Source organism: Synechococcus sp. FACHB-909 (assembly GCF_014698945.1).
Lineage (GTDB): Bacteria > Cyanobacteriota > Cyanobacteriia > PCC-6307 > Cyanobiaceae > Cyanobium.
Window position 1 is genome coordinate 117614 of record NZ_JACJTY010000003.1, and the last position, 22980, is coordinate 140593.

The 22980-nt window shown below is 71.8% G+C and carries 22 protein-coding genes; 6 read left to right on the forward strand and 16 right to left on the reverse strand.

Features of this window, described 5'->3' with window-relative positions:
* Nucleotides 1–15 precede the first annotated feature (15 nt).
* From H6G99_RS06730 to H6G99_RS06745, 4 genes are read right to left on the reverse strand one after another with little or no spacing between them, the layout of a single operon-like run.
* Nucleotides 16–1710, reverse strand: a complete 1695-nt coding sequence (locus tag H6G99_RS06730) for an NAD+ synthase (RefSeq protein WP_190610667.1) — start codon at nucleotides 1708–1710, stop codon at nucleotides 16–18.
* Entirely contained in the window at nucleotides 1710–2279 is a 570-nt protein-coding gene (locus H6G99_RS06735; protein WP_199297026.1) for a nicotinate-nucleotide adenylyltransferase, read from the reverse strand. The genes H6G99_RS06730 and H6G99_RS06735 overlap by 1 nt, the downstream gene beginning before the upstream one ends.
* A 23-nt stretch (nucleotides 2280–2302) precedes the next feature.
* Nucleotides 2303–3643, reverse strand: coding sequence for a DUF697 domain-containing protein (locus tag H6G99_RS06740; protein ID WP_190610668.1), 1341 nt, complete (start codon nucleotides 3641–3643; stop codon nucleotides 2303–2305).
* Nucleotides 3640–4653, reverse strand: coding sequence for a CNNM domain-containing protein (locus H6G99_RS06745; RefSeq protein WP_190610670.1), 1014 nt, complete (start codon nucleotides 4651–4653; stop codon nucleotides 3640–3642). The genes H6G99_RS06740 and H6G99_RS06745 overlap by 4 nt, the downstream gene beginning before the upstream one ends.
* A gap of 103 nt (nucleotides 4654–4756) precedes the next feature.
* Here H6G99_RS06745 and H6G99_RS06750 point away from each other — a divergent pair, with 103 nt between their 5' ends.
* The gene (locus H6G99_RS06750; RefSeq protein ID WP_190610672.1) at nucleotides 4757–6088 is read left to right on the forward strand and encodes an aminopeptidase P N-terminal domain-containing protein; all 1332 of its coding nucleotides are present in this window, start codon (nucleotides 4757–4759) and stop codon (nucleotides 6086–6088) included.
* On the opposite strand, the gene H6G99_RS06755 is transcribed toward H6G99_RS06750, so the two are convergent.
* The gene (locus tag H6G99_RS06755; protein ID WP_190610829.1) at nucleotides 6060–6857 is read right to left on the reverse strand and encodes a TIGR01548 family HAD-type hydrolase; all 798 of its coding nucleotides are present in this window, start codon (nucleotides 6855–6857) and stop codon (nucleotides 6060–6062) included. The two genes, H6G99_RS06750 and H6G99_RS06755, sit on opposite strands and share 29 nt — an antisense overlap.
* Before the next feature lie 48 nt (nucleotides 6858–6905).
* On the opposite strand from H6G99_RS06755, the gene H6G99_RS06760 reads away from it, so the two are divergent.
* Nucleotides 6906–7388, forward strand: a complete 483-nt coding sequence (locus H6G99_RS06760) for a 30S ribosomal protein PSRP-3 (protein WP_015110678.1) — start codon at nucleotides 6906–6908, stop codon at nucleotides 7386–7388.
* A gap of 10 nt (nucleotides 7389–7398) precedes the next feature.
* Here H6G99_RS06760 and H6G99_RS06765 read toward each other — a convergent pair whose 3' ends face one another.
* Genes H6G99_RS06765 through H6G99_RS06790 form a run of 6 tightly spaced genes read right to left on the reverse strand, consistent with a single transcriptional unit; the run spans nucleotide 7399 to nucleotide 12560 of the window.
* Entirely contained in the window at nucleotides 7399–8061 is a 663-nt protein-coding gene (locus tag H6G99_RS06765; RefSeq protein WP_190610674.1) for a transaldolase family protein, read from the reverse strand.
* A 5-nt stretch (nucleotides 8062–8066) separates the two neighbouring features.
* Nucleotides 8067–9461: a protein phosphatase 2C domain-containing protein gene (locus H6G99_RS06770; RefSeq protein WP_190610675.1), complete on the reverse strand. Its 1395-nt coding sequence runs from the start codon at nucleotides 9459–9461 to the stop codon at nucleotides 8067–8069.
* Nucleotides 9455–10192: a vWA domain-containing protein gene (locus H6G99_RS06775; RefSeq protein WP_190610677.1), complete on the reverse strand. Its 738-nt coding sequence runs from the start codon at nucleotides 10190–10192 to the stop codon at nucleotides 9455–9457. The genes H6G99_RS06770 and H6G99_RS06775 overlap by 7 nt, the downstream gene beginning before the upstream one ends.
* Before the next feature lie 3 nt (nucleotides 10193–10195).
* Entirely contained in the window at nucleotides 10196–11551 is a 1356-nt protein-coding gene (locus tag H6G99_RS06780) for a protein kinase domain-containing protein (RefSeq protein ID WP_190610678.1), read from the reverse strand.
* Entirely contained in the window at nucleotides 11548–12279 is a 732-nt protein-coding gene (locus tag H6G99_RS06785) for an FHA domain-containing protein (RefSeq protein ID WP_190610680.1), read from the reverse strand. Before H6G99_RS06785 ends, H6G99_RS06780 begins: the two co-directional genes overlap by 4 nt.
* Entirely contained in the window at nucleotides 12279–12560 is a 282-nt protein-coding gene (locus H6G99_RS06790) for a hypothetical protein (protein WP_094585633.1), read from the reverse strand. The genes H6G99_RS06785 and H6G99_RS06790 overlap by 1 nt, the downstream gene beginning before the upstream one ends.
* A 59-nt stretch (nucleotides 12561–12619) precedes the next feature.
* Between H6G99_RS06790 and H6G99_RS06795 the strand changes: the two genes are divergently transcribed.
* Complete coding sequence (locus H6G99_RS06795) at nucleotides 12620–14950, forward strand: transglycosylase domain-containing protein (protein WP_190610682.1); 2331 nt, start codon at nucleotides 12620–12622, stop codon at nucleotides 14948–14950.
* 19 nt (nucleotides 14951–14969) lie between these two features.
* Here H6G99_RS06795 and H6G99_RS06800 read toward each other — a convergent pair whose 3' ends face one another.
* From H6G99_RS06800 to atpD, 3 genes are read right to left on the reverse strand one after another with little or no spacing between them, the layout of a single operon-like run.
* A complete protein-coding gene (locus H6G99_RS06800) occupies nucleotides 14970–16073 on the reverse strand; it encodes a rhomboid family intramembrane serine protease (protein WP_190610683.1) in 1104 nt (367 codons plus the stop codon).
* A 31-nt stretch (nucleotides 16074–16104) separates the two neighbouring features.
* Nucleotides 16105–16512, reverse strand: coding sequence for an ATP synthase F1 subunit epsilon (atpC, locus tag H6G99_RS06805; RefSeq protein ID WP_094585630.1), 408 nt, complete (start codon nucleotides 16510–16512; stop codon nucleotides 16105–16107).
* A gap of 13 nt (nucleotides 16513–16525) precedes the next feature.
* Entirely contained in the window at nucleotides 16526–17992 is a 1467-nt protein-coding gene (atpD, locus tag H6G99_RS06810; protein ID WP_094585629.1) for a F0F1 ATP synthase subunit beta, read from the reverse strand.
* A gap of 248 nt (nucleotides 17993–18240) precedes the next feature.
* On the opposite strand from atpD, the gene groES reads away from it, so the two are divergent.
* The 3 genes from groES to H6G99_RS06825 all read left to right on the forward strand — a co-directional run bounded on the left by groES (nucleotide 18241) and on the right by H6G99_RS06825 (nucleotide 22187).
* Nucleotides 18241–18552: a co-chaperone GroES gene (gene groES / locus H6G99_RS06815; protein WP_015110667.1), complete on the forward strand. Its 312-nt coding sequence runs from the start codon at nucleotides 18241–18243 to the stop codon at nucleotides 18550–18552.
* A 53-nt stretch (nucleotides 18553–18605) separates the two neighbouring features.
* Nucleotides 18606–20243 carry a chaperonin GroEL gene (gene groL / locus H6G99_RS06820; RefSeq protein ID WP_094585628.1) on the forward strand — a complete coding sequence of 546 codons (1638 nt, stop codon included), beginning with the start codon at nucleotides 18606–18608 and terminating at the stop codon, nucleotides 20241–20243.
* Between the two features lie 345 nt (nucleotides 20244–20588).
* The gene (locus H6G99_RS06825) at nucleotides 20589–22187 is read left to right on the forward strand and encodes a B12-binding domain-containing radical SAM protein (protein ID WP_190610685.1); all 1599 of its coding nucleotides are present in this window, start codon (nucleotides 20589–20591) and stop codon (nucleotides 22185–22187) included.
* Nucleotides 22188–22208: 21 nt separating this feature from the next.
* Here H6G99_RS06825 and msrB read toward each other — a convergent pair whose 3' ends face one another.
* Nucleotides 22209–22712 carry a peptide-methionine (R)-S-oxide reductase MsrB gene (gene msrB, locus H6G99_RS06830; protein WP_190610686.1) on the reverse strand — a complete coding sequence of 168 codons (504 nt, stop codon included), beginning with the start codon at nucleotides 22710–22712 and terminating at the stop codon, nucleotides 22209–22211.
* Nucleotides 22713–22717: 5 nt separating this feature from the next.
* Nucleotides 22718–22948: a preprotein translocase subunit SecG gene (gene secG, locus H6G99_RS06835; RefSeq protein WP_015110663.1), complete on the reverse strand. Its 231-nt coding sequence runs from the start codon at nucleotides 22946–22948 to the stop codon at nucleotides 22718–22720.
* Nucleotides 22949–22980 lie beyond the last annotated feature (32 nt).

The following is a 22980-nucleotide window of genomic DNA, read 5'->3' on the forward strand; positions in this document are numbered from 1 at the left end:
GATCGTGGCCAAACCCTAGGCCGAGGCGATGGGCATCCGCCAGCCGGTGCCGAAGGCCCGGTCGCTCACCTTGAGCACCGGAGCCGCCTGGCGCCGCTTGAACTCGGCCCGCCGCAGCAGGCTGGCCACCCGGGCCACCAGGGCCGGATCGGCCCCCTCGGCCACCAGTTCCTCCGGGGTGCGCAGCTCCTCGATCGAGGCCTTCAGCAGGGGGTCGAGCACTCCGTAGTCGGGCAACGAATCGCTGTCGCGCTGGTCGGGACGCAGTTCGGCGCTGGGGGGTTTGGTGCGGATCGCCGCGCCGATCAGCTCGCCGTCGGTCGGCAGGCCCAGGGCGGCCCGGCAGGGGCCGGAGGCCTCGCCATCCAGCCACTCACAGAGGCCGAAGACGGTGGTCTTGTAGAGATCGCCGATCACCGACAGTCCGCCGTTCATGTCGCCGTAGAGGGTGCAGTAGCCCACCGCCAGCTCCGACTTGTTGCCGGTGGAGAGCAGCAGGCCCCCCTTCTGGTTGGCCACCGCCATCAGCAGCGTGCCGCGGATCCGGGACTGCAGGTTCTCCTCGGTGACCCCGGCCGGAGGCGCCCCCAGGGCGGGGGGAAGGGCGGCGGCGAAGGCCTCCATCAACGGCGCGATCGGCAGGGTGGCGGTGGCCAGCCCGAGCCGCCGGGCCAGGTCGTCGGCATCGTCGAGGGAACCGGCCGAGCTGAAGGGGGAGGGCATGCGCAGCACCTCCACCTGGGCGGGGCCGAGGGCCGCGGCGGCGATCACCGCCACCAGCGCCGAATCGATGCCGCCGCTCAGCCCCAGCAGGGCCCGCTGGAAGCCGCACTTGGCGGCGTAGTCCCGCACCCCCAGCACCAGCACCCGCAGCAGCTGCTCCCAGGGGTCCGGTGGCGCTGCGGCGGTGGTCGTGGCGGGCGTCGTGGTTGGCGTGGCGTCCCAGACGGCCAGGTCCTCGGCGGCGCAGGCCAGCCGCAGCAGGGGCCTGCCTGCGCGGTCCACCACGAAGCTGGCGCCGTCAAAGACCAGTTCGTCGTTGCCGCCCACCTGGTTGAGGTAGACCACAGGCTCCCCCAGCCGGGCCGCCGCCCGGGCCGCCAGCCCCTGGCGCACCTCCCCCTTGCCGCGGCCGAAGGGGGAGGCCGAGAGGTTGAGCAGCAGGTCGATCCGGCCGGGCGCCAGATCGGCGATCGGATCCACCGCGTCCGGCCAGCGGCTGCGGAGGTTCTCCTCCACCCAGAGGTCCTCGCAGATGGTCAGGCCCAGGCGCCAGGGGCGGCCACCCGCCTCCAGTTCCAGCACCGCCGGGGCGTCGCCGGGCAGGAAGTAGCGGCGTTCGTCGAAGACGTCGTAGCTGGGCAGCAGGCGCTTGCGGCAGACGATCCGCCAGCCGCCCCGCTCCACCAGGGCCAGGGCGTTGTGCAGCCCCGGCTGGCGCCGGCCGGCCAGCGGCTCGGCCACCCCGACCAGCAGGGCCAGTCCGTCTGGGCAGGCCGCCGCCAGGGACGCCAGGACCCGCTCCTGGCGCTGGATCAGGGCGGGCCGCAGCAGCAGGTCCCGCGGCGGGTAGCCCCACAGCGACAGCTCGGGGGTGAGCAGCAGGTCGGCGCCGCCGGCGCGGGCCCGATCGGCCGCCGCCAGGATCCGGTGGCCGTTGCCCTCCAGGTCGCCCACCAGGGGATTGAGCTGGGCCAGGGCGAGGCGCATCAGGGCTCGGAGAGGCCGTAGAGATTGTGCTGCAGCAGCACCGGCCAGAGTTCGGACGGTACCTGGGCCGGATCGGGCTGGGCCCGGATCCGGGAACTGGCGCTGGGGGGGATCGCCAGGGGCAGCAGGTCGAGGGTCGCCCCCAGCCCCCGCAGCCGCTCCAGATCCGCCGCCTGCAGCGGCCAGCCCTGACGGCGGGCGATGCCGAGCCGGCAGCCGCGCAGCAGCTCCTCGGCCCGCCTCCAGCGGTGGATCTGGCCCGCCAGGTCGCTGCCCACCACGAAGACCAGCTCCCGGTCAGGCCAGCGGGCCCTGGCCCGCTCCAGGGTCTCCACCGCCCAGGGGCTGCTGAGCTCCTGCTCCAGGCTGAGCCGCGGGTCGTCGATGGCGGCCACCAGGGCGCCCAGCAGGGCCGTACGCACCTCCAGGGGGGCGCCATGCTGCTTGAGGGGGTTGTCGCTGGCCCAGGTGAGCACCTGGGGGAACAGGCCCAGCAGCCCCTCCAGCAGGGCTCGGTGGCCGCGGGTGGGGGGGTCGGCGCTGGTGCCGAACAGGGCGAGACGGGTCAACGGGGCGTCCGTGCCGGCGGTCGTCACGGCTGCAGGCCGCCGCCGGCGGTCCCCTCCGCCCCCTGCTGCTGCCATTCGCTCAGCCAGCGCCGGGTCTCCGGGTCCTGCCGCACCAGCCGGCGCAGCAGGGCCCCCGGCTGGCCCGCGGCGGTGGTGCTGCGCAGCAGCTCGGCGGCGGCCAGACGGCCCGTGCGCCGGGTGGTGTGGACCGCCAGGGCCGCCTGGGCCAGGGCCACCGGCGCCGCCGGCGCCAGGCTCAGCCCGCCGCTCAGGGGGGCTGCCAGCAGCAGCAGCTGGCGCAGACCGCCGAGCAGCAGCTGCAGGCCCAGCTGGGCGCCCCCCAGCAGGGCGTTGTGGCCGCCCAGACGGGCCAGCAGGGTGCGGGCACCGCTGCGGGTCATCGGCAGGCCGTAGAGCTGGCAGAGCTGCACCACCAGGGCGCTGTCGCAGGCCAGACCGCCGGCCAGATCGAGCAGCAGCAGCGGGTTGGCCGCCACCCCCGTGGCCTTGAGGGCCGCGAAGCGGCCGATCAGGCCCTGGGCCTGGCGGCGGCCGTGGCGCAGCCGGCAGCGGTGCAGGGCCTGGCTGAAGCGGTCAGCGGCCCGCAGGGCGTTGAGGGCCAGCAGCAGCTCCCCGTGGCGTTCCAGCAGGCCGGTGAGCTCCCGGCGCAGGGGCTCCACCCGGGGCGGGGCCGCCTCGCTGCGCACGCGGCCATCGGGGCGCAGGCGGGCCGCCCGGGGGGCGGCCGCCACCGGCAGGGGCCGCAGCTGGCGGGCCCCCGGCGGCAGGCGCCGGCCGATGCTGGCGATCAGGGCGTCCCGCTCGGCCTCCGGCCAGCAGTCGCTGCGGTTGAGCACCAGCAGCAGGGGCTTGCCGGAGGCCAGCAGGTCGTCCAGGGCCTGGGCGTCCATCACCGTGAGGTCGCTGTCGATGACGAGCAGCACCAGGTCGGCGCCCACCGCCACCCGGGCCGCCAGGCGGGAGCGGGCGGCGGCGGCGATCTCGTCGATGCCGGGGGTGTCCACGAGGTCGACCCCCTCCAGGCCGGCCACGGGCTGGCCCCAGGCCCGCTGCTGCTGACGGCGGGTGCAGCCATGGGCCACGTCGGTGGCGAAGTGGTCCTCGCCGAGCAGGGCATTGAGCAGGCTCGACTTGCCCACCCCCACCCGGCCGAACACCGCCACCCGCGGCCGACGGCGCCGCAGGCGCTCCAGCTGGCGGTCGAGGCTGGCCAACTCCGGCGCCAGGGCCGCCTGCTCCCGGCCGCTGAGCACCAGTTCCGCGCGCCAGCGGGCCAGCAGCTGGCGGCAGCGCTCGGCGGCGGGGGGGGCGGCGATCGCCGCTGCCGGTGCCGCCGTCGTCATGGGGCGGTCTCCGCGGCGGAGGCGGGCCGGCGCCACCAGCCCGCCAGCACCGCCAGCACGGCCTCGGGCCCGATCACCCCCACGAAGCCGCCGAATTCATCGACCACCACGCGAACCCCGGAGCCGTTGCGGCGGAAGCTGGTGAGCAGCCGGTCGGCCCGGATCATCTCCGGCACGAACTCCACCGGTTCGCAGAGATCGGCGGCCTGGCTGGCCCCCCGTCCCTCCACCAGGGCGGTGAGCAGCTGCTCGCGGCTGGCCACCCCCAGCACCTCGTCCACCTCCTCCCCCAGCACCACCCACCAGGCGGTGGTGTGGCGCAGCAGGGTGGAGCGCTGCTCATCGAGGCTCTGGTGGCCCGCCAGGGTGGGGGCCGACACCCGGGGCAGCATCAGGTCCCGGGCGGTGAGGTCGTTGAGCTGGAACACCTTGGCGATCATGGCGGCCTCGTCGGCCTCGATCTGGCCCTTCTGGGAACCCAGCCGGGCCAGCAGGCGGATCTCCTCCTCGTCGGTGCTGATCTCGTTCTCGGCCGTGATCGCCGGCAGGATCCGCTCCAGCAGCAGCACCAGGGGCAGCATCAGCTTGGTGAACAGCCCAAGCCCGGGGGCGACCGCCAGGGACACGGGCAGGGCCAGCTTGCTGCCGATCGCCTTGGGCAGGATCTCCCCCAGCAGGATCACCAGCACGGTGAGGGCCACCGAGAACAGGGGCAGGGCCGGGCCGCTGACGCCGTAGCGGGCAAAGACGACGCTGGCGAAGCCGCCCACCATCAGGCTGCCGAAGATGTTGAACATGTTGTTGGCGATCACCAGCACCGCCAGGGTGCGGCCGAGGCGCTGACGCAGGGCCTCCAGCCGGCGGGCGCCCGCCACCGGACGGGGGCGGCTCGCCAGTTCATGCACCTTCACCGGATTGACGGTGAGCAGGGCCGCCTCCACCCCCGAACACAGAAAGGACCCCATCAGCATCCCGACCACCGCCAGCACCAGGAGCAGGAGATCGTTCATCCGCGGCTGATCGAAACAGACAGGATCGGCACGGGCAGGTTCGGGGGGATCACGTGTATTTAATCGGCTGTGCCATCTTCTCGCTGTCCGTCCCTTCGCTTCGATGCCCCACACCGCCCCGATCGACCCCGCCCTGCTGGCCCGCCGTCGCCAGCGGTTTCTGCAGCAGCTGGGCGGCGCGGCCGCGGTGATCCCGGGGGCGGCGCTGGTGACCCACCACGCCGACGTGGAGCACAGCTTCCGCCAGAACAGCGATTTCTGGTATCTCACCGGCTTCGACGAGCCCGGTGCCGTGGCCCTGTTCCTGCCCCACCGGCCAGAGACCCCCTTCGTGCTGTTCGTCGAGGCGAAGGATCCGGGGGCCGAGGTCTGGAACGGCTTCCGCTGGGGCTGTGACGGGGCCGTCAGCCAGTTCGGCGCCGATGTGGCCCATCCCCGCGGCGAGCTGGCCGAACGGCTGGCGGAGTATCTCGAAGGTGCCGAGGGGATCGCCTTCCGGGTGGGGCGCCACCCCCAGGTGGAGCCCCTGGTGCTGGCCGCCTGGGGACGCCAGCTGGATCGGGCCCCCCGCAGCGGCAAGGCCGCCCTGGGGCTGGTGGCCCCCTGCCCTTTGCTGCACGAGCTGCGGCTGCGCAAGGAGCCGGAGGAGCTGGCCCGCCTGCGGGAGGCCGCCCGCATCTCCGCCGAAGCCCATGAACTGGCCCGGCAGGTGGCCCGGCCCGGCCTCAGCGAACGGCAGGTGCAGGCCGTGATCGAGCAGCACTTTCTTGAGCAGGGAGCGCGCGGGCCTGCCTATGGATCCATCGTGGCCGGGGGCGACAACGCCTGCGTCCTGCACTACACCGCCAACGACGACCGGCTGCGGGATGGCGACCTGCTGCTGATCGATGCCGGCTGCAGCCTCAGCGATTACTACAACGGCGACATCACCCGCACCTTCCCCGTCAACGGGCGCTTCAGCGGCGAGCAGCGGGCCCTCTACGAGCTGGTGCTGGCCGCCCAGGAGGCGGCGGTGGCGGCGGTGGCCCCGGGCCAGACCGCCGAAGGGGTCCACGACACGGCCGTGCGGGTGCTGGTGGAAGGGCTGGTGGAGCTGGGCCTGCTGAATGGGGCGGTGGACGGGCTGATCGAGCAGGGGGCCTACCGCCATCTCTACATGCACCGCACCGGCCACTGGCTGGGCCTCGACGTCCACGACGTGGGCGCCTACCGGCTCGGCGAGCACCACGTGGCCCTCGAGGCGGGCATGGTGCTCACGGTGGAGCCCGGCCTCTACGTCAGCGACCGGCTGGCGGTGCCCGAGGGCCAGCCCGCCATCGAAGAGCGCTGGAAGGGGATCGGCATCCGCATCGAGGATGACGTGGCGGTGAGCGACCACGGCCACGAGGTGCTCACCGCCGCCGCCCTCAAGGCGCCGGCGGCGATGGAACGCTGAACAGCTCCAGCACCTGGGTGGTGGAACCCAGGAGGCGGTCGGCCCCCGCCTGGCGCAGCTGGTGCTCGTAGCGCTGCCGCTCGGCCTCCCGGCCGGCCTGCTGCAGATGGGGCGGCGCCACGGCCAGGGCCTCAAAGCGCTGGCCGGGCACCCGGGCGCGGGCCCGGCGCACCGTCTCCACGTCGGCCACGGTGTCGCCCAGGTAGGCCACGGGCGGGGCCCCGGCCCCCAGGGGCCCACGGGCCAGGGTGGCCGCCAGGGCCAGCAGCCCGGTGGGGTCGGGCTTGTCGGGGGCCTGGCCCATGGCGACCAGGGGCGGCGCCACAAGCTCCAGCCGCTGCTCCAGCACGAAGCGGGCGGAGGGGGGCTCGGCACCGCTGACGAAGCCCCAGGCGATCCCCCGGTCGCTGAGGGCAGCGAAGAAGGGGGCGTCCACCAGCAGGGGCTCGCCGCCGATGAAGCCGCGCCAGAGGGCGGGGTCCCCCTCCGGATCGCCGCCGAAGTAGTGGTCGCTGAACACCGCCACCAACTCCTCCCAGGCGGGCAGGGGGTCGGTGCCGTGGCGACGCAGCAGCTCCATCGAGGCCTGCCAGTCGTTGTTCCAGCGGCCCTCCCCCTTGAGGGCGTCGATCACGGCGCTCTCCGGGGCCCAGCCGCTGAAATGGCGGACGGTCTCGACGATGGCGCGCCGGTAGCTGCCCGCCACATCCCTGATCACGCCGTCGATGTCGAAGAGGAGGACGGCGCGGGGGGCGGCGGAGGCGGCCAGTGGGGTTGCTGCGAATCGGCTGGTAGGTTAGGCAATTGCCGTTTCTCCTTGAGCGCCGAAACCGTGACAGCCCCTGAGAGTGCCGAGGCCGCTGCCCTGAGCGCCATCCCGGCGGCCATCGCAGCCGACACGACCGAAGGGCGTCCGGTGCTGCGCGGCGGCAGTGCCGCCCTGGCCACCGCCACCATCGACGAGGACGGGGTTCCTTCGGGCTACACCCCCAAGGCCGATGAGGGCCGCTTCCTGGTGAAGATCCTCTGGCTCCCCGACAACGTCGCCCTGGCGGTGGATCAGATCGTCGGCGGCGGGCCCAGCCCCCTCACCGCCTACTTCTTCTGGCCCCGGGAAGACGCCTGGGAAACCCTCAAGGGCGAGCTCGAGGCCAAGAGCTGGATCACCGACAACGAACGGGTCGAGATCCTGAACAAGGCCACCGAGGTGATCAACTACTGGCAGGAGGAAGGGCGCGGCAAATCCCTCGATGAAGCCAAGCTCAAGTTCCCCGACGTCACCTTCTGCGGGACCGCCTGATCCCCGGGCCTCAGGTCCCGGCGGCGTCACGTTCGAAGCCCTCGGCGGCCGCGGCCGTCTCCGGGCTGCCGAACAGGGCGGCGGCGATCGCCGGGCTGATCGTGTGGTGCGCCAGACCGGCTGCGGCCAGCCGGGCCAGATCCTGCGGCTGGCGCAGGCTGGCCACCAGCAGCCGCGTGCCGGATCCCACCCCCTCCAGGGCCCGCTGCATGGCGATCAGTTCGCCGTGGCCATCCCGGCCCAGATCGCTGATCCGCCCCAGGTAGGCGGCGATGCCATCGGCGCCCAGGGCGGCGGCCACCAGCACCTGGGCCACCTCATAACAGGCCGTGAAGGTGACCGGGACGCCTTCGGCGATCAGGTCGCGCGCCACCGCCGCCCCCTGGCGGGTGATCGGCACCTTCACGAACACCCGCTGGGGATCGAGGGCGGCCAGGGCCCGGCCGTTCGCCAGCTGCTGGTCGGCATCGCCGCCCCAGGTCTGCAGATGGATCTCCCGGCAGCCGAGGGCCGCGGCCCGTGCGCTCAGCTGCGCCATGTGGTCGAGGCGGCAGGGCTGACCGGCCCGCCGCAGCAGGGTCGGGTTGGTGGTGATGCCCTGGAACAGGCCGCTGGGCAGCCAGCGTTCCCACTCCAGGGGGTCGGCGCAGTCGAGCAGCAGACGCAGGGCCATGGGGATCAGGGGGTAGGGGCGGCCGGGGTGACGGCCCACTGCCGGTCGAGGGCCTCCAGCAGGGCGGGGCAGGCCCCCAGTGCCCGCAGGGGGCGGTGGGGTCTGGCGGCAGCAGGTTGGGCGGCAGCAGGCTGGGCCGCCGGGAGTGTCCCGTCGCGGTGATCCTCCGCCGGCAGATCGGCGGCGATCAGGGCGGCGAGGGGATCGGCGGCGGCCGCGGCCTTCAGCGGGGCGGGCTCCTGCCGGCCCTGGCGCAGGGCGACGAACAGCTCGCGGCGGCGGCGCAGCTCCAGGGGAATGGCGGCCGGCTGGCCGCAGAGCCGCTCCACCTGCAGGCGGGCGGCCCGCAGCCCCGGGGAGCTGGGTGCCGCCGGCAGAGCTGTCGGGTTGCGGGGCCAGTTCAGGGCCAACCAGCCCCCCCCGGCGCCGGCCAGGGCCAGGCCGATGGCCACCGCCCGGCCGATCGCCGGGCGCCGCCGCCGGGGAAGGGGCCCCTGGGCGGGCTCCGTTGCAGGGGGCGTCGGGGTCGCCAAAGGAGCCGGTGCGACGGGCGGCGGGGGCTGGGGTGGTGGCGGCCCGCCGCCTGGGCTGCAGACACGACCAACCGCCACGGTCACGTCGTCGCCGCTGCCCTCGCGGCTGATCCGGTCCAGCGCCGCCGGCAGGGTGCCGGCCGCCTCGGGGTCCGCCTCGCCGTCGCCGCGGGCCAGCCAGGCCGCCAGGGTGAGGAAGTCGCCGTCGGTGGCACAGGACTTGCGGATGCCGTCGGTGCAGAGCACAAGGGCGAAGTCGCCGGCCCCGCCATCGAGCCGATGCAGGCCCGCCCGGCGGGCGAACAGGGACGCCGCCCGGGGCTGGCAGAGGCTGCAGGTGGCCTCCCCGAGGGCGGTGGGCTCATTCTCCTCCTCCAGCAGCCGGGCCTGGCCGTCCGCCTCCACCCGCACCAGATCCCAGTCGCCCAGGCCGGTGTGGCCCCACCAGCGGGGGGTCATCACCACCAGGCCCAGGGTGCTGCCGTAGAGCAGGGCCTCGAAGCCGCCCTCCCCCGGATCGCCCTGCCAGTGGGCCGCCACCGCCTCCAGCCAGCCGCGCTGAATCGCCTCGGGCAGGTCCCGCTCCAGCCAGCGGCGCCAGCCCTCCTCCCCCCCGTCCAGGGGCCTGGCGGCCAGGGCGCCCTGCACCGCGGCCAGGGCCGTTTCGCAGGCCAGCCGACTGCCCACCTCGCTGCGCCGGTAGCGGCGCCCGCCATGGCCGTCGGCCACCGCCATCACCATCACCGGCTGGCCCTCGAGGCCCCGCAGCTCACGGCAGAGCACGGCGTCCTGGCAGGGCCGGCCGGCGCGGCGGTGGGCGGCCCCGGTCCGGCTGGCACCGATCGGCGCCACCCAGCGGTTCACCACACCACGGGACCGACGTCGTCGGTGGGATCGAGCACGGTGGGGGGCAGATCCGGCAGGGGGATGTTGCCCGCCGCGGGCTCCAGGGGCGTCTCGCTCACCCGGCTGGCGGGCATCGAGGCGGCCCCCACCACCGCCGTGGAAGCCCACTGGATGTACTGGGCCAGGGAGGTGGCGTTACCCGCCTGCAGCGGTCGGCGGGGGGAACGGCCCGCCGTCGCCGGCTCGCTGCCGATGAAGCGCTGCAGCACCTCCAGATCGGCGTCGTGGCCGAGGGCGATGGCCAGGCGCACCGCCTTCTGGGCCCAGGGCACCCGCCGCAGGGCCTCGAGACCGCCGGCGAAGTCATCGGTGGGCTGGCCATCGGAGATCAGCACCAGCACCGGCGGCAGGGCGCGCACCTCCATCGGCGGGGTCTGGAGCGCCGCCGCCACCAGCTTCAGGGCCTCCCCCATGGCCGTGATGCCGCCCGCCTGGAGATCGCGCCACTCCAGCTGGTCCACCGGCGTGGGGGTCTCGATGTGCCAGGCGGCATGGTCGGCGAAACTCACGGCCCGCACCAGCACCCGGGCCTCCGGGTTGTCCCGGGCGACCGCCGCCATGCCCGGCAGCGACTGGCGGATGGCCTGGTTGAGGGCCTGCATCTTGCCCGAGGCGGCCATGGAGCCGGAGCAGTCGCAGAGGTAAAGGAAATGGAGCGGCCGGTTGGCCAGCTTGACGTCGGGAAACGGCATCTCTCAGGCGGCGGGGGCTGGCGGGATGGGGCGCTGCACGGCGATCGGACCCGCCGGGGTGAGGATCCGGGTGAGTGCCGCGAGGCTACAGCTCTCGCCAGGCCCCACCGGCCAGCTGCGGCCATCGGTGGCCTCGGCGCTCCAGGCGGCGGCCGAGAGATTGCACAGCCCCAGGCGACGGGGGTCCTGGGGATGGGCCACCACCCGGGCGAGCGGCCGGCGCAGATCCTCCCCGACCAGGGCATCGAAGTGGTGGGGATGCAGCTCGTTGTCCGGGGCGGCCAGCACCGAGCCCCGTGGCAGGACCAGGGTGATCGGCTGCGGCAGGGGGCTGCCGCAGCTCCAGCACAGTGCCGGCGCGCCGGCGGCCTGGAAGTTCTCCTGGCCGCAGGCGGGGCAGAGGCTGCGTTGATCGAGGGTGCGGGCCAGCTCCTGTTTCCACTGGCCGGTGAGGGCCCGGCGCGAGGGCTGCTTCATACCGCGGCAGAAGGTCTGCTCGAACAGGGCCTGGAGGGGGCGGGGGTAGATGGGCCAGGTGATCAGGGCGGCCGCATGCTCGATCGGGTCGGGCCTGTTGCGGGCATCCACCGGATCGAAGATGAACACCGGGTCCTCGCCGCAGAGGCGCCGGCGGGCCGGCTCGTCGAGGCAGCGGATCGCCAGCTCCATCTGACCTTTGAGGGGGTCGTGGCGGGTGAGCAGCCGGAACAGCAGCACCGCCAGGGAGAAGAGATCGCTGTCGGCCCCGGGCCGTGCCTGCCCCAGCAGCACCTCCGGGGCCATGAAACCCGGGGTGCCCAGCACGGCGCCGTGGTCGGCCCCGTCCACCGCGACGTTGTCGTTGTCGCAGATGAGGATGCCGCCGCCGCCGGGCTCCAGGAAGAGGTTGCCCAGGGAGACGTCCTTGTAACAGAGGCCCGCCAGGTGCAGGGCGTGGAAGGCGTCGGCCAGGCCGAAGCAGGCCCGCAGCACCTGGCGCAGGCCGATCGCCAGCCGGCCGGCGGCATGCTCGCTGGCCCCCACGTAGGCGGGGGGCCGCAGGGGCATCAGATAGCCGAAGCTCTCCTCGCGGATGCGGATCAGGGGCCGGCTGGCGGGGCTGGCCCGCAGCAGGGCGATCGGCCAGAGGAAGGCGTCATTCGGTGCGGTGGCCCGGATGCTGGCCGCCAGGCGCCGCTCCAGGCCGACGTCGCGGGCGATGCAGGCCGGCAGGTACCACTTCAGCGCCAGCCGCTCCTCCTCCAGCTCCACCTCGTACACCTGGCCCTGGGTGCCGCCCCCGAGGCCGCGGACGATCCGCAGCGGCGCGGCCAGCCCCTCGAAGTCGAGGCTGGCGCCCTCCGGCAGGATCCAGTTCATGGCCGCCTCCCTGCCGGCGCCGCCGCCGCCATCGCCCGGCGGATGCCGTTGCGGTGGGCCAGGGCCGTCGCCAGGCTGTCGAAGCGGTGCCGGTAGGCCAGGCCGTCCTGGAGCGTCACCTCCAGCAGATGCTCCCAGCGGGAGCCCAGCACGATCCAGCCCGCCAGCGCCCCCGCCTGCAGCGGCCAGAACAGCCAGGGGAAGGGGAGCAGCAGCAGCCCGCCCAGGCAGAGCAGCAGCCACCAGCTGAAGGCCTGGGGATGGCGCCGGCGGCTGCGCACGTAGGCCGAGCGGATCCGATCAAGGGGCAGGGAACGGCCGGCGAAATCCAGCTGTCCGGCCACCGCCGTCGGCACCGGCGCCGATCGCCCGCGGGTGGCAGCGGCGGCAGGGGCTGCAGGGGGGGCGCTGGGGGAGCCGGCGCGGAACTGGAGCACCGGCCCGCTCAGGCCCAGGCGGATCTCGTCGCCGTCGGAGAGGGGGCGGCAGTCTTTGAGTCGGGCCCCCTCGAGATAGGTGCCGTTGGCGCTGCCCAGGTCGCAAAGCAGCCACTGGCCCGGCCGGGTGCGCGACACCCGCACCAGGGCATGGTGGCGGGAGACGCCCCGGGCCTCGGCCAGGCAGAGGCCGCTGGCCGGATCCCGACCGATGGAGAGGGGCGTGCGGGGATCCAGCGGCACGCTCCGGCCGGGATCGTCACGCAGCACCAGGCGGGGAAGGGCGCCCATCAGGGGTCGTCCACGGCACCGCCGCGGCGGCCGAGACGGCGATCGGCCAGGAACCGGCCCCACCAGCCCACCGGTTCCCCCTCCCGCCAGGGGACGACCCGCCCGGGGAACAGCAGCGCCCAGCTGGCCAGCAGCAGGGCCACCAGCAGCAGCAGCAGCAGCACCCAGCCAGGGATCGCCCCCACCCAGGTGGCGGCGAAGCTGGCCCGCACCGCGTACACCCCGATGGTCAGGGCGATCCAGATGCGGAAGGGTGCCCATGGATCCCGGCGTTGCTCCACCTGGCAGGCCGCTCCGATCGCTGCGGGTAGCGTATGGGAGCAAGGCGGACGGGCCGGCGATGGTGGGGACGACGGAGCAGGCGTCGCCGGGCGACAGCACTTCACCCAGCACCGTCTCCGGCACCGCACCTGCCACCTCTGCTGACGCCGCACCGGACACCGCACCCCAAAACACGCCGGCCGGAGCCACCAGCTGGGCAGGCCTCTGGCGGGCCCTGACCGCCCCAACGGCGGGTGGCCGCCGCCGGGACCTGACGGCGGCCCTCGGGGGGCTGAGGCACCACGGCGCCTGGCTGGAACTCTGGATCGGCGGCCAGTGCCGCCGGCGGCTGGCGCTGGAGGGGGGCCGCTACCGGATCGGCCGGGATCCCCTTTGCGAGCTGCAGGCCGACGCCACGGGCGTCAGCCGGGTGCACGCGATCGTGGAGCAGGAACGGCCCGGTGATCGGGACTATGGGGCCGAGGACTTCGGCTCCGCCAACGGCCTGTTCCACCGCGATCGCCGCATCCGCTCCCTCCGCCTGCGGGACGGGGACCGGCTCCAACTCGGTTCCCCGCTCAAGGGGGAGGCGCCGACCCTGGTGTACCGCCATCCCCGCAGCCCCCTGGGGCAACTGGTGCACTGGGGCGCCATCGGTGCCCTGGTGGGCTCGGGCGTGGCCCTGGGGGGCCTGCTGCTGGCCACCACCGTCGCCGGCGGCTCCTCGATCCGCTCGGTGAGCGGACCGGTGAAGGTGTTCTCCACCGACGGCCGCCAGATCGATGCGGCCGAGGGCTCCTCGACGGCCCTGCCGACCCTGGCCGACTACCCCCTGCACCTGCGCCAGGCCCTGATCGCCTCGGAGGATTCGCGCTTCGGCTGGAACAGTGGCATCGACCTGTTCGGCACCCTGCGCTCCCTGGTGCAGGGCACCGGCGGCGGCAGCGGCCTCACCCAGCAGGTGGCCCGCATGGTCTACCCGGCCGTGGGCACCGACGTGTCGGTGGCCCGCAAGCTGCGGGAGCTGTGGGTGGCCTGGCAGCTGGAGGCGGGCTTCAGCAAGAACCGCATCCTCAAGATGTACCTCGACCGGGCCTACCTGGGCCTGGGGGCGGAGGGCTTCGAGCAGGCGGCCCAGCTCTACTTCCGCAAGTCGGCCAGCGCCCTGGACGTGGCGGAGTCGGCGTTCCTGGTGGGCCTGCTGCCCAGCCCCAACAGCTACAGCCCCTGCAACCGGGAGAACCCCACCTGGGGCCGGGAGCGGCGCGACCTGGTGCTGGGCCGGATGCACGCCGAGGGCTATCTCTCCGACCAGGCGCTGATCGACGCCCGCCGCCGGCCGCTGAACATCGACCCCTCCGCCTGCCGCGAATCCACCTATTCCAGCTACCCCTTCTTCAGCGACTACGTGATCGGTGAGCTGGAAGGGCGCCGCTTCGCCCTCGACCTCAGCAGTGCGGAGGCCCGGGGCAACTACGCGGTGATCAGCAGCATCGATCCGCGCCTGCAGGCCATCGCCCAGAAAGAGCTGAAGGCGTTCCTCGAGGGGCCGGGGGGCCGGGCCGGCCTCACCCAGGGCGCGATGATCTCGATCGACTACGCTACCGGCGCGATCCTGGCCTACGTCGGCGGCGGCGATTACAGCCGCTCGAGCTTTGACCGGGTGCAGGCCCTGCGTCAGCCCGGATCCACCTTCAAGCTGTTCGCCTTCCTGGCGGCCCTGGAGGCGGGGGCGAAGCCCGGCGATGCCGTCTCCTGCGCCCCCCTCTCGTATGTGGCCGGCTGCCGGGGCGGGGGTGGCAGCACCAGCGTGGCGGCGGGCTTCGCCAGCTCCGAGAACGTGGTGGCCCTGCGGCTGGCCCAGCAGGCCGGCCTGAACAAGGTGGTGGCCAAGGCCCGCCAGCTCGGCATCAGCACGCCGATGGAGGAGAGCTTCTCGATGGTGCTGGGTGGCAAGGAGACCTTCCTCTACGAGCTGGCCCGGGCCTATGCCGTGGTGGCCAACGGCGGCCGCTCGGTGCCCCTGCACGGCGTGACGCGCATCTACGACCTGGGCATCTGCGGCTCGGTGCGCTCCCTGGCCACCTGTCCGGCCGCCGGCGTCACCACACCGATCGGCGAGCGGCCCCAGCAGCTGATCGAACCGGCGGTGGCCGCCGAGATGGATGCCCTGCTGCGGGGGGTGGTGAGCGGCGGCACCGGCCGCGCCGCCGGGGTGGTGGCCGATGCCCGCGGCAAGACCGGCACCACCGACAACGGCGTCGATGTGCTGTTCGTGGGCTACTCCCCCTCCAGCCGCATCCTCACCGGCATCTGGATGGGCAACGACGACAACCACCCCGCCGAGGCCGCCTCCGGCGCCCTGGTGGCCGAGCTCTGGGGGCGGTACATGCGGGCCCTGGCGGGCTGAGGGGGCACGGACCCGACGCTCAGCCCAGCCAGCCCAGGCTCCTGCCCAGTTCCTGGGCGCGGGTCACCAGGGCCCAGGCGACGCCGGCCACGGTGCCCCAGCACCAGGGGCTGCTGAGGAGCCGGGCCAGGGGGGTGCTGGTGTCCTGGGGATCCCGGCGGGGCAGCTGCCAGCCCAGCTGCAGTGCCCCGTACACCACCAGCAGCACCCAGGCCGGGAAGTCGACCTCACCGACCGGGAAGGGGTGGACCTTCCAGTGCAGGAGGCTGAGGGTGCAGGCCAGGGCGATCAGGCCTGCGATGGGGCCGGAGGCGCCGTCCCACTGCCGCAGCACCCGGGCCCGGCGGGCCACCAGCACCGCCGGCGCCGTGGTGGCCAGGGCGACGAGCGCGTAGCGCAGCAGCAGGGAGGAGAGGGGCAGCGGCGAACGGCCCAGCACGATCACCAGGATCCCCAGGTTGAGCAGGGCCTCGCCGTTGGCGGCATGGATCCAGGGGGCGGTGATCCAGCACCAGGCGCGGTGGGGATCAGCGCTGGCCTCGAGGGTCAGGGGCCAGCGGCGACGCAGGGGCTTCAGGGGGCCGAGGGCCAGGGCCTGGAGCAGGGCCAGGGCGAGCACCAGCACGAGGCCGCTGCTCCAGCCCCAGGGATCGAAGAACCACGTCTCCAGCTCCCCGCCGGCCCAGAACAGCACCGGGGCCGAGGCGGCGGCCAGGGCCAGGCCCGGGCCGAGGGGCCGCAGGATCTCCAGCCAGCCCAGCGGTGTGGTCGGGGCAGCGACAGGGGAGCCGGAAGCCAGCGAATCGGAGCCGGGCCTGGAGGAGGCCACACCGGAGCTGGCCTCGAGCAGGTCGAGCAGTTCGGCCAGCACAGCCGGGGCATAGATCCCGGCCAGATGGCTGCTGAGGGCGGCGATGGCGCTGCGCTGGGGCCCTCCCTGGAGCTGCAACACCCGCTGCAGCAGGGGCTGGGTGGCCAGGTCCCGGACGGGCCCGCGCAGAGTCTCCTCCGCTCCGAGGGCGTCGATCAGGCGGTTGGCGAGGGCCTGGGGGTTGTCCAGGCTGACGGAACCGGTGGCGATCCACTCCCGCAGCTGCAGACCCAGCTCCCGACCCTTGCCCATGGCCGCGGCGTCCCGGTCCGCAGGGGCGCGATCAGGCGCCCGTGCTGGCCTGGAGACGGGCGCGGGCACGGGCGAGGGCCTGCTGGGCCTTCACCTTCTCGGGGCTGGGGTCGGAGCCTTCCAGGGCTGCCGCGGCCTGCTGAGCCGCTTCGAAATCGCTCTGGGCGGCGGCGGCGTTGATGCTGCTGCCCAGCTCGGCACCGTTGACGAGCACGGTGACCTCATTGGCCACCACCTCGGCGAAGCCCCCCATCAGGGCGATCGACTGCCAGTTGGCCCCTTCCCGCACCCGCAGCACGCCGCTGTCGAGGGCGGTGAGCATGGAGACGTGGCCGGTGAGGATGCCGAGCTGGCCGGTGGTGCCGGGCAGGATCACTTCGTCGGCGGTGCCGTCGAAGACGCTCTGATCGGGGGCGAGGACGCGCAGGGTGAGGGTCATGGGGTTTCCCGGATCAGGACTTGGCTGCGGCGAGGATCTTGGCGGCCTTCGCCCTCACCTGGTCGATGTTGCCCACCAGGTAGAAGGCGGCTTCCGGCAGATCGTCGAGTTCGCCGGCGAGGATCATGTTGAAGCCCTTGATGGTGTCCTCGAGCTTCACGTATTCACCGGACTGGCCGGTGAAGATCTCGGCCACGAAGAACGGCTGGGAGAGGAACTTCTCGATCTTGCGGGCCCGATCCACCGTGCGGCGGTCGTCCTCGGAGAGTTCGTCCAGACCCAGAATCGCGATGATGTCCTGCAGTTCCTTGTAGCGCTGCAGGGTGGACTGGACGGCCCGGGCGGTGCGGTAGTGCTCGTCGCCCACGACGGCGGGCTGGAGCATGGTGCTGGTGGAATCGAGGGGATCCACCGCCGGGTAGATGCCCTTGGAGGCCAGACCGCGGCTCAGCACGGTGGTGGCGTCGAGGTGGGCGAAGGTGGTGGCGGGCGCCGGGTCGGTGAGGTCGTCGGCGGGGACGTAGACGGCCTGGATCGAGGTGATCGAACCCTCCAGGGTGGAGGTGATGCGCTCCTGCAGCTCACCCACGTCGGTGCCGAGGGTGGGCTGGTAGCCCACGGCCGAAGGCATGCGGCCCAGCAGGGCGCTCACTTCGGAACCGGCCTGGACGAAACGGAAGATGTTGTCGATGAACAGCAGCACGTCCTGCTTGTTCACGTCACGGAAGTGCTCGGCCATGGTGAGCGCCGACAGGCCCACCCGCATGCGGGCGCCGGGGGGCTCGTTCATCTGGCCGTAGCAGAGCGCCACCTTCGACTTGGAGAGGTCGCCGGCGTTGATCACGCCCGACTCCTTGAACTCCTCGTAGAGGTCGTTGCCCTCGCGGGTGCGCTCACCCACGCCGCCGAACACGGACACGCCGCCGTGCTCCTTGGCGATGTTGTTGATCAGCTCCTGGATCAGCACGGTCTTGCCGACGCCGGCGCCACCGAACAGACCCACCTTGCCGCCCTGGCGGTAGGGGGCCAGAAGGTCGATCACCTTGATGCCGGTCTCGAAGACGCGGGGCTTGGTCTCGAGCTCGGTGAGCTTGGGAGCCTGGCGGTGGATCGGGGCGGTCATGGTCGTGGAGACCGGACCCTGTTCGTCAACGGGCTCACCCAGCACGTTGAAGATGCGGCCCAGGGTGGCCTCACCCACGGGGACGGAGATGGGGGCGCCGGTGTCAAGGGCGCTCATGCCGCGCACCAGGCCGTCGGTGCTGCTCATGGCCACGGCGCGGACCCGGTGGTCGCCCAGCAGCTGCTGCACTTCGGCGGTGAGGGCCACCTGCTGGCCGGCCGAATTCTTGCCTTCGATCCGAAGGGCGTTGAAGATCTTGGGCAACTTGCCCGCAGGGAATTCAACGTCGAGGACCGGGCCGATCACCTGGCGCACGGTGCCTTTGGTACCAGGGACGGCGGGAGCGGCAGCAGCCATAGGTAAGGAGGGAAGGAGGGGTGCCAGCGGGATCCAACCACCCGTCTGAAGCCGCGCAACCTTACCACTGCAGGGTGCCTGGCGGCCTGGGGTTCGGTCACCCGCACAGCCCGGGGATGGCGTCGCAGCGAAGGCGCCACCTAGGTTGGCAGTCGAAGGGCGCGAGTGCTAACTCGCCCCGTCCCAGCGACGCGCCGGCCCCGGTCGTCTTCCGTCGCTGCCTTCGCGTCCATCCATCGCGTCAATTCATGGCTGCCGTTTCTCTCAGCGTCTCCACGGTCAAACCCCTCGGAGATCGCGTCTTCATCAAGGTGTCCGAATCGGAGGAGAAAACCGCCGGTGGCATCCTTCTGCCCGACACCGCCAAGGAAAAGCCCCAGGTGGGCGAAGTGGTCCAGATCGGTCCCGGCAAGCGCAACGACGACGGCTCCCGCCAGGCCCCTGAAGTGGGCGTCGGCGACAAGGTGCTCTACAGCAAGTATGCCGGCACCGACATCAAGCTCGGCACCGACGAGTACGTGCTCCTGTCCGAGAAGGACATCCTGGCCGTCGTCAACTGATCTGACGGCACTCCCGTCGGCATCCCCTTCAACCAAGCAATCTTTTTTCTTCCATGGCCAAACGCATTATCTATAACGAGCAAGCCCGCCGGGCGCTCGAACGGGGCATCGACATCCTAGCCGAAGCCGTTGCCGTCACCCTCGGCCCCAAGGGCCGCAACGTGGTGCTGGAGAAGAAATTCGGTGCTCCCCAGATCATCAACGACGGCGTGACGATCGCCAAGGAGATCGAGCTGGAGGATCACATCGAGAACACCGGTGTGGCCCTGATCCGTCAGGCCGCCTCCAAGACCAACGACGCCGCTGGTGACGGCACCACCACCGCCACCGTCCTGGCCCACGCCATGGTCAAGGCGGGCCTGCGCAACGTGGCCGCCGGCGCCAACGCCATCACCCTCAAGAAGGGCATCGACAAGGCCACCGAGTTCCTCGTCGGCAAGATCGAGGAGCACGCCAAGCCGATCTCCGACTCCAACGCCATCGCCCAGGTGGGCACCATCTCCGCCGGCAACGACGAAGAGGTGGGCCGCATGATCGCGGACGCCATGGACAAGGTGGGCAAGGAGGGTGTCATCTCCCTCGAGGAAGGCAAGTCGATGACCACCGAACTGGAGGTCACCGAAGGCATGCGCTTCGACAAGGGCTACATCTCGCCCTACTTCGCCACCGACACCGAGCGGATGGAAGCGGTGCTCGACGAGCCCTACATCCTGCTCACCGACAAGAAGATCGGCCTGGTGCAGGACCTGGTGCCCGTGCTCGAGCAGATCGCCCGCACCGGCAAGCCCCTGCTGATCATCGCCGAGGACATCGAGAAGGAAGCCCTCGCCACCCTGGTGGTGAACCGTCTGCGTGGCGTCCTGAACGTCGCCGCCGTCAAGGCTCCCGGCTTCGGTGACCGCCGCAAGGCCATGCTCGAGGACATCGCCGTTCTCACCAACGGTCAGCTGATCACCGAGGACGCCGGCCTCAAGCTGGAGAACACCAAGCTGGAGATGCTGGGCACCGCCCGCCGCATCACCATCAACAAGGACACCACCACCATCGTCGCCGAAGGCAACGAGGCGGCGGTCAAGGCCCGCTGCGAGCAGATCCGCAAGCAGATGGACGAAACCGACTCCTCCTATGACAAGGAGAAGCTGCAGGAGCGTCTGGCCAAGCTGAGCGGCGGTGTGGCCGTGGTCAAGGTGGGCGCTGCCACCGAAACCGAGATGAAGGACAAGAAGCTGCGCCTGGAAGATGCCATCAACGCCACCAAGGCGGCCGTTGAGGAAGGCATCGTCCCCGGCGGTGGCACCACCCTGGCCCACCTGGCCCCGGCCCTCGAGGAGTGGGCGGCCGCCAATCTCTCCGGCGAGGAGCTGATCGGCGCCACCATCGTGGCCTCCTCCCTCACCGCCCCGCTCAAGCGGATCGCTGAGAACGCCGGCGTCAACGGCGCCGTCGTCGCCGAGCACGTGCGCAACAAGCCCTTCAACGAGGGTTACAACGCCGCCACCGGCGAGTACGTCGACATGCTGGCCGCCGGCATCGTCGATCCCGCCAAGGTGACCCGCTCCGGCCTGCAGAACGCCGCCTCGATCGCCGGCATGGTGCTCACCACCGAGTGCATCGTGGCCGACATGCCCGAGAAGAAGGAAGCTGCTCCCGCCGGTGGCGGTGGCGGCATGGGCGGCGACTTCGACTACTGATCGCCTCTGCGATCAGCGTCGGATCTCCGATCCTTCGCCTTCAGCACCAAGCGCCCCTGCGGGGGCGCTTTTTTTTTTGGCGTCGTGTTTTGGCGTCGTGGCCGTCCCAACGATGATGAGCGCGACCGGAGTGCCGGGAATCCGCCGTAGAACGGCTGCAATCACGGCGCAGATTTGAATCAGCCAGGACGGCCAGAAATCGCCGCTTCCGCTCCAGCGACCGGCCGGTGAGCGGACGCAAGAAATGTGTGGCGGCAGCGTGATTCTTCTCCGGCTGCCTACGTTCGATAGGAAGGATCGGACCGGCACCCGCGGCCGGGCCATTGCCATCGTGCTGCAGATGTGATGAACGCCCTCCTGCTCTATCCCCACTTCCCGAAAACCTTCTGGTCGTTCGACCGGTTCCTGGAGATGGCCGGGGTGAAGGCCTTCATCCCGCCGTTGGGCATCCTTACGGTGGCCTCCCTGCTGCCGCCGGATTGGAACCTCCGCTTCCACGACAGGAACGTGGCCGAGGAGCCGGAGGCCGACTGGCACTGGTGCGACCTCGTGATCGTCTCGGCGATGATGGTGCAGCGCGAGGACTTTCACCATCTGATCCGCAAGGCGGTGGGGATGGGGAAGAAGGTGGCGGTCGGTGGCCCCTATCCCACCTCCCTGCCGGAGCATGCGCTCCAATCAGGTGCCGACTATCTGATCCTGGATGAGGGCGAGATCACCGTTCCCGCCTTCCTGGCGGCCCTGGAACGAGGGGAGCCGGATGGTGTATTCCGGGCCGCAGAGAAGCCCGATGTGAGCCTCAGCCCCGTACCCCGCTACGACCTTCTGCAGCGTGAGGCCTACCTGATGATGGCGGTGCAGTTCTCACGCGGTTGCCCCTTCAACTGCGAGTTCTGCGACATCATCAACCTCTACGGGCGCAAGCCCCGGACCAAGGAGAACCACCAGCTCCTGGCGGAACTGCAGACCCTCTGCGACCTGGGCTGGCGGGGCTCCATCTTCATGGTGGACGACAACTTCATCGGCAATCAGCACAACGTCAAACGTCTGCTCCGCAGCCTTATTCCCTGGATGCGGGAGCATCGCTACCCCTTCAACTTCTTTACCGAAGCCTCAGTGAATCTGGCCGAGCAGCCCGAGCTTCTCGAGCTCATGGCCCAGGCCGGCTTTTTCGGGGTCTTCCTGGGCATCGAGACACCCGATCAGGACAGTCTCGCAGTCACCCGCAAGCAGCAGAACACCCGCCATCCACTCGTGGAGGCCTGCCGGACGATCAACGCGGCGGGACTGGTCATCTACGCCGGTTTCATCCTCGGCTTCGATGGGGAACGATCGGGGGCAGGCGAGCGCATCGAGGCGTTCGTCGCCGAAACGGCCATCCCCCAGCCGATGCTGGGCATTCTTCAGGCGCTTCCGAACACGGCCCTGTGGACACGGCTGGAGCAGGAGGGGAGGTTGCTGACGAATGCCGATGGCTGGTGTGGCGACCAGAACACCCTGATGAACTTCGTGCCCACCCGGCCGTCGGAGGAGATCGGCCGCGAGTACGTGCAGGCCCTCTGGCGGATGTACGAGCCCGCCACCTATCTGGAGCGCTGCCTGCGCCACTGCCTCGCCATCACCCCCAATCCCCACTGCTCCCAGCAGATCAACTACCCCCTCGCCAAAGCCATCCGGCTGATGGTGCGGCTGGTCTGGAGCCAGGGGGTGCGTCGGGCAGACATCCGCAACCAGTTCTGGCGCCAGCTGCTGGACATGGGGCGGCAAAAACCCAGGCTGCTGGCGCTTTACCTCAGCCTGTGCGCCGCCGGAGAGCACTTCTGGGAGTACCGCCTCCTGGCCCGCGAGCGCATCGGAGCCCAGCTGGGTCACGATCCCCTGCTGCCGCCGCCGACCGTAGCCGCAGTCAGCCTCAGGGAGGCCGCCCTGGTGGGGGCGGAGTGACCGACCCGTTTCGCCTGAGCCTCAGCCCCCCGGCACGAAGGCCAGGGCCACGCCGTTGTTGCAGTAGCGCTTGCCGGTGGGTTTGGGGCCGTCGTCGAAGACATGGCCCTGGTGGCCGCCGCAGCGGCGGCAGTGGTATTCGGTGCGCGGCAGGATCAGCTTGAAGTCGGTTTTGGTCGCCACCGCGTTGGGCAGGGGTTGCCAGAAGCTGGGCCAGCCCGTGCCCGAGTCGAACTTGGCCTTGGAACTGAAGAGGGGCAGGCGGCAGCCGGCACACACGTACGTACCGCTGCGCTTCTCCTTGTTGAGCGGGCTGCTGAAGGGACGCTCGGTGCCCTCATCGCGCAGCACGGCATAGGCCGCCGGAGTGAGGCGCTTCTTCCACTCGGCCGGGCTCAGCTGCCAGGCCGGGTCGGTGGCCTTGGCGGCCGCCAGGGCCCGGCCGGCCGGCAGGAAGGGCAGCAGCCCCGCCAGGGGCGCCCCCAGCCGGGCCAGCAGGCTGGAGAGGAAGTTGCGGCGGTCCATCGGGTTCAGCCCAGCCAGCCGGCGCTCAGCACCACGGCCAGCCCCAGGAACAGGGAGAGCAGGGTCCAGGTGATGCGGTTGAGGGTGTTCTCGGCGCTGCGGGCGCTGCTGAACATCGAGCCGCCGCTGGAGGCCAGGCCCCCCATGCCATCCCCCTTGGGGCTGTGGAGCAGCACGCTCACGATCAGCAGCGCACCGCTGAGCATCCAGAGCGAGGAGACGATGTTCTTGACCATCAGGCCTGGTTCTTGACCATCGCGCCAGCCTA

Coding starts and splice junctions, on each gene's coding strand:
- H6G99_RS06730 (WP_190610667.1), bottom strand. CDS start 1,710: ATGCGCCTCGCCCTGGCCCAGCTCAATCCCCTGGTGGGCGACCTGGAG.
- H6G99_RS06740 (WP_190610668.1), bottom strand. CDS start 3,643: ATGACGACGGCGGCACCGGCAGCGGCGATCGCCGCCCCCCCCGCCGCC.
- H6G99_RS06745 (WP_190610670.1), bottom strand. CDS start 4,653: ATGAACGATCTCCTGCTCCTGGTGCTGGCGGTGGTCGGGATGCTGATG.
- H6G99_RS06750 (WP_190610672.1), top strand. CDS start 4,757: ATGCCCCACACCGCCCCGATCGACCCCGCCCTGCTGGCCCGCCGTCGC.
- H6G99_RS06765 (WP_190610674.1), bottom strand. CDS start 8,061: ATGGCCCTGCGTCTGCTGCTCGACTGCGCCGACCCCCTGGAGTGGGAA.
- H6G99_RS06775 (WP_190610677.1), bottom strand. CDS start 10,192: ATGCCGTTTCCCGACGTCAAGCTGGCCAACCGGCCGCTCCATTTCCTT.
- H6G99_RS06780 (WP_190610678.1), bottom strand. CDS start 11,551: ATGAACTGGATCCTGCCGGAGGGCGCCAGCCTCGACTTCGAGGGGCTG.
- H6G99_RS06785 (WP_190610680.1), bottom strand. CDS start 12,279: ATGGGCGCCCTTCCCCGCCTGGTGCTGCGTGACGATCCCGGCCGGAGC.
- H6G99_RS06795 (WP_190610682.1), top strand. CDS start 12,620: ATGGTGGGGACGACGGAGCAGGCGTCGCCGGGCGACAGCACTTCACCC.
- H6G99_RS06800 (WP_190610683.1), bottom strand. CDS start 16,073: ATGGGCAAGGGTCGGGAGCTGGGTCTGCAGCTGCGGGAGTGGATCGCC.
- atpC (WP_094585630.1), bottom strand. CDS start 16,512: ATGACCCTCACCCTGCGCGTCCTCGCCCCCGATCAGAGCGTCTTCGAC.
- atpD (WP_094585629.1), bottom strand. CDS start 17,992: ATGGCTGCTGCCGCTCCCGCCGTCCCTGGTACCAAAGGCACCGTGCGC.
- groES (WP_015110667.1), top strand. CDS start 18,241: ATGGCTGCCGTTTCTCTCAGCGTCTCCACGGTCAAACCCCTCGGAGAT.
- groL (WP_094585628.1), top strand. CDS start 18,606: ATGGCCAAACGCATTATCTATAACGAGCAAGCCCGCCGGGCGCTCGAA.
- H6G99_RS06825 (WP_190610685.1), top strand. CDS start 20,589: ATGAACGCCCTCCTGCTCTATCCCCACTTCCCGAAAACCTTCTGGTCG.
- msrB (WP_190610686.1), bottom strand. CDS start 22,712: ATGGACCGCCGCAACTTCCTCTCCAGCCTGCTGGCCCGGCTGGGGGCG.
- secG (WP_015110663.1), bottom strand. CDS start 22,948: ATGGTCAAGAACATCGTCTCCTCGCTCTGGATGCTCAGCGGTGCGCTG.